Below are 4,962 nucleotides of genomic sequence, written 5' to 3'. Positions count from 1 at the left end.
TGGACGAGAAGCACGTCATCTGGAGGGCGAACGATGGATACGGTGCTGCGGGTGCATCCAGAGCAGATCCGAGGGCAGATCCGGCGGTTGCGGGCGTGGGGGGAGGCGTGGCGGGCGCAGGCGGAGGCCAGCCGGCGGGTGGCCATGACGCTATCGCGGGTCCACACGGTGATCGGAGGGATGGGATCATGAGCCGACGGCATCGATTGCTGATCATCGCCTGGCTGATCGTGGCTGCAAGCCTTCCCCGGGGATCCATCGAGGCTTCCCTGGCCGCTTCCGGCTCGCCGTCGAGCGTCCCCTTCTCCCCTGCGGCGGAGGGGATGGTGATCGTAGAACCCGTCGGCTACATCGGTGGGCCGATCCAGGTTATCGCCGTCCATGGTTCCTATGCCTACGTTGGCGTTGGGAGGAGCCTGCTGGTCATGAGCCTCGCGGATCCCCGCCGCCCGGAGGTGGTGGGCTACGTCCGTCTGCCCGACATGGTGAACGGCGTGACTGTCGCTGGAGGCCTCGCCTATGTGACCGCTCGGGATGGGGTGTGGATCCTGGATGGGAGCGACCCGAGCCGCCCACGCATCGCCGGCCGCGCGCCGGGAGGCGCGATCCGGAGCGCTATCGCCGGGAATTATCTGTATGTGACATATAGAGTATGGAATGGATGGATATGGTCCGGTGGGTTGCGGATCCTGGATGTGAGCAACCCCGCCGCCCCACGGGAACTCGGGCGCTACCAGGAGGAGCTGCTCTCTGCCGGAAACGTGGTGCTGGCGGGGAGCTACGCCTATGTGGAGGATACCTCCACCCGTCAGACCGTTGTCTTCGATGTGAGCTCTCCCACATCTCCTCGCAAGATCGGTGCCGTGGATCCTTCCCCGAATCGAGTCGACATGGTCATCGGGAATTACGCTTATGGAGTGGCCAGCCGCTGGGGGGTCCCTCCCAGACTGGTGATCATGGATGTCCGCTCCCCATCCGCTCCCCAGGTGATCGGCTCCCTGAGCTTGACGGAGCTATCGGATGCAAGCCGCATGGCGATGGTAGGGAACTACGCCTATGTGGCTGGCATTACGGAGACTCTGGGAAGCCGCCGAGGAAGCCTGCAGGTCGTCGATGTGAGCGACCCTCGTAACCCCCGCTGGGTGGGGAGCTCCCTCCTTCCCCCTTTCAGCGAGGCCACGGATGTGGCAGCGAGCGGCCGCTATATTTATGTCACAGACCGATGGCTCGGCCTGCGAACGTTCGACGGGAACAATCCGCGAAACCCTCAGGAGATCGCCTACCTGGCCTTCCCGGGATCCGTGATGCGGGTCGCGACCGATGGAAGTTACCTCTACGGAATCGGCCCAGGGAACAAGTTGTGGATCCTCAATGCCCCCAATCCATCCCCACCCTGGCTGGCGGGTTATCAGGATCTATCTACGCATGAGCTCCCTAAGGATGCGCTGGATATCGCGGCGTCCATGAATCGCGTTTATATCGCCATGAGCGGCCAGCTGGAGATCATCGACGCCCGCAACCCCGCCGCCCCTACGGTGTTCCGGCCCACTATCCGTGCCTGGGGCGTGGATGCCATCGGAAATCAGCTCTATGTGGCCAACTATACCGGCTTGGAGATCTACGATGTGAGCAATCCCGCAAGCCCCCAACGGATCGGATTCTTCTCAAGGTCCGATGGTCTCAACAGGGTGAAAGTGGCCGGGAGTTATGCATATGCCCGGAGCGGCAACCTGCTGCTGATCATCGATGTCCGCAACCCGACGAGCCCCCGCCTGATCGGGCAGTATGCCGTGCCAACCCCGGGAGGGGGCATCATTGCAGGGCCGTTGATTAAGGACGTGGCGGTGGAGCAGAACCGCGTCTACATCATTTATCCGAGGGACGGGGGCGGCGATCGCCTCGAGGTCCTCGACATGAGCCAGCCAGAATCCCCGCGTCGGGTGGGCACCTATGACCTGCCCCCGGATTGGGATGCAGTAGGCGTGGAAGCGGAGGGGGCTCACGTTTATCTGCTCCGCGCGAAATGCCCTGTAAGCTCCTTAGAGCCCCACAGGAGCACCTTGCAAATCCTGGACGTCCGGGATCCATCCTTCCTCCGGGTGACGGGCTCCTACGAGATCCCGGGCTGCGCAGAGGACATCGAGAAGGAAGCCGACTACATTTACATCGCCAAATTGGATGAACTGATGGTTATGCGGATCCATAAGCTGGACCGCTCGGTTTACCTGCCCCTGGTGTTGCGCCATCGTTGACCGGACTTCCCGGTCACCTCTCCGCAAAAGAAACGGGTGGATCCATGGCGCGCAACGCCTGGGGTCGATTTCCCATCCGCGAAAAGGTGCGGCCTCGCTGGGGCGATATCCCACTAACCATTGGATGTCTCACTACCCATGGAATTACATAGATCCTTCGAAGGACAACAACCAGCGATGCCCGATCTCCGCGGCGCGCCGCTCTTTCCGCCCGCCCTGGCATGGCTGATGGGGCTGCTCCTCGCCCGGAGCCTCCTGCCCGGCGAGGATCTATTCCCACGCTGGACCCTGTTTTTCCTGATCTGGATGCTCCCGGCCGTGGCCGCCGTCGGGCTCCGCTTCTCCGATCCCGGAGGCCGGCGTCTCCCCCTTCTTCTCCTGATCCTTCTCCTCGGCGCGATCCGGGGAACCCTGCGCCCGATCCCATCCCTCCCTCCGCCGGTGGCCACAGCCGTGGAGGAGGGAGCGGAGCTCACCCTGGAGGGGGTCGTGGTCGATGATCCGGCCGAACGCGGCGCGGGGTCCCGCTTCCGCTTCCGCCCGGACGGTGGGGACGGTCTCCTTCAGGTGGATCTCCCCCAGGGCCGCCCGGAGTATGGAGATCGGATCCGATTGACCGGACGCGCGGGTCCCCTTCCGGTCAGCGCCGGCGTCGATCGACGCGCTGTTCTGGCCCGGCAGGGGGTCCTGGGCGTCTTCCGAGCCCGGGAATGGGCCCGCCTGCGATCCGGCGAGGGAAATCCCCTGCTCGGACTGCTCTACCGGGCGCGCGGATATGCCCGGATACGCCTGCGGGAGATCCTCCCGGATCCGGAGGCGGGGTTGCTCATCGGCATCCTGCTGGGGGATGAGAGCAGCATCCCGTGGGAGGTCGAACAGGCCTTCGCCCGTTCCGGCCTCAGCCACATCGTCGCGATCTCTGGTTATAACATCACCCTGCTCACCGCGCTCTCCTTAACGATCTTCACCCGGCTCCTGGGTCGGCGGATCGCCCTCTGGGCAACCCTGGTTCTGATCCCCGTATATGCCCTTTTCGTCGGCGCTTCGGCCTCCGTGGTGCGCGCCTCGATCATGGGATCCCTCACCGTGATCGCCTGGATGCTGGGGCGCAGCAGCGACGCCCTCAACGCCCTGAGCCTCTCCGCTTTCCTGATGACCCTCTGGGATCCGGCTGCAATAGAGGATATCGGCTTTCAGCTGAGCTTCGCCGCGACCCTGGGCTTGCTCTTCCTGGCCCCGCCGCTGGAGCGATGGGCCCGCGTTCAGACGGCTCGTCTGTTCCGGGACCCCCAGGCCACGACGCTGGTGGAGATCCTCCGGGAGGCCCTGCTGGTCTCCCTGGCGGCCCAGATCGCCACCGCGCCCCTGATGCTGTATCATTTCCGGGAGCTCTCCCTGATCGCCCCTCTCGCCAATCTCCTGACCCTCCCCATGCAACCCTTCGTGATGGCCCTGGGGATCCCCGCCGCCATCGGCGCGGCGCTGGCCGGCCGCCTGGCCGCGCCCCTGGGCTGGGCCCTCTGGTGGCCCCTCGCCTGGACGATCCGCATCGCCGATCTGACCGCCCGATGGCCCCTGGCAACCGTGCGCGTCGCCCCCGGTTACCTGGAAGGGATGCTGCTCTTCTATGGAGGCGCGCTGGCGTTCCTGCTCCTTCGCGCCTGGGGCGTTCCCTGGGCCGATCTGGTCGCCCGTCTCCAGCCCCATCAACCGGCTCTGCGCACCCTCGGCCTCATCGGGGCGCTGGCCGGCATCGCGTTCACCTACCTGCCGGACGGCCGGACGCAGCTGGTGCTCTTTGAGGGAGGCCATGCCCTCCTTCTGGAGACCCCGGAGGGGCATCGGGTGCTATGGCTGGATGGCTCCGGGGATCCCCCCCTTGGGGAATTGGGGCGCTGGCTGGGACCGTTCGACCGTTGTCTGGATCTCGTCATCCTCCAGGGGGAGGGAGCGATGCGCGGGGTGACCACTCTGAAAGGCCGTTATCCGGTTCGCCATGTCCTGGGAGGAGAAACACCCATCCCGACGGGATTGCAGGTCGGGCTGGGAAGGGTAACCCTGCGCGCGATCGATGGGGGATGGATCCTGGAGGTGGGAGGGCAGCGGGCGCTGATCACCGGCCGCCGCGGGGTTGAAGAAGGGACCTTTGCCGATCTGGTTCTTGTGATGGGGGAAGAGCGCCGGGGGCTGGCCGTGGCCCGGCAGGTGAACGCGTGGGGGCTTCTGGTGGGGGGAACACCAGCTGGGGGAGCGGCTGGCGCGGTCTCGGGGTTACGCCACGTCTGGCGCGCCCAGGGCCACCGGTGGATCGCCGCCGCAACAGATGGAACGATCTGGTGGATCGGGATAGGCCCATGAGATCAGGAGCTGTGCCAGCTATTAATTTAATTTATTTAAGGAAGGCAGGAGCCGCCTGAGCGGCGGCATTGGTGGGGGCGAAAGCCCCTGCTCCTACCGGCGCGCCGCGGGTTGCATCAGCTGCCGTTCTGTGGCTCATCGTCATTTATTTCGCCCCACGGGGCGAAATCCATGACCGGCCACTTCCGGCTTCCTCGACCCGTGGCGCGTCGACCGGCTCTCCGCCGTTCCGCCGCCAGAGGGATCGGGGGCACCCCAGCCGGTCTTCGACCGGCTGGGGACCCCGCGACCGGCGTCACCTCCCGGGGAACTCCCGGTCGGGCCGTTGAGGGCGGCCAACCCATAAAGCCGC

3 protein-coding genes are annotated in these 4,962 nt (G+C 65.5%); all 3 read left to right on the top strand.

Annotation, left to right across the window (positions count from 1 at the left end; translation table 11 throughout):
• On the top strand, window positions 1-192 hold a 192-nt coding region (locus VAE54_RS08180), incomplete at its 5' end, for a hypothetical protein (protein WP_322801463.1).
• Entirely contained in the window at window positions 189-2,252 is a 2,064-nt protein-coding gene (locus tag VAE54_RS08175; RefSeq protein ID WP_322801462.1) for a hypothetical protein, read from the top strand. The genes VAE54_RS08180 and VAE54_RS08175, both read left to right, overlap by 4 nt.
• A 177-nt stretch (window positions 2,253-2,429) precedes the next feature.
• Window positions 2,430-4,610: a ComEC/Rec2 family competence protein gene (locus VAE54_RS08170; protein ID WP_322801461.1), complete on the top strand. Its 2,181-nt coding sequence runs from the start codon at window positions 2,430-2,432 to the stop codon at window positions 4,608-4,610.
• Window positions 4,611-4,962 lie beyond the last annotated feature (352 nt).

It is taken from the genome of Thermoflexus sp. (genome assembly GCF_034432235.1).
Taxonomy (GTDB): domain Bacteria; phylum Chloroflexota; class Anaerolineae; order Thermoflexales; family Thermoflexaceae; genus Thermoflexus.
This window is presented reverse-complemented; position numbering and strand designations above follow the sequence as displayed.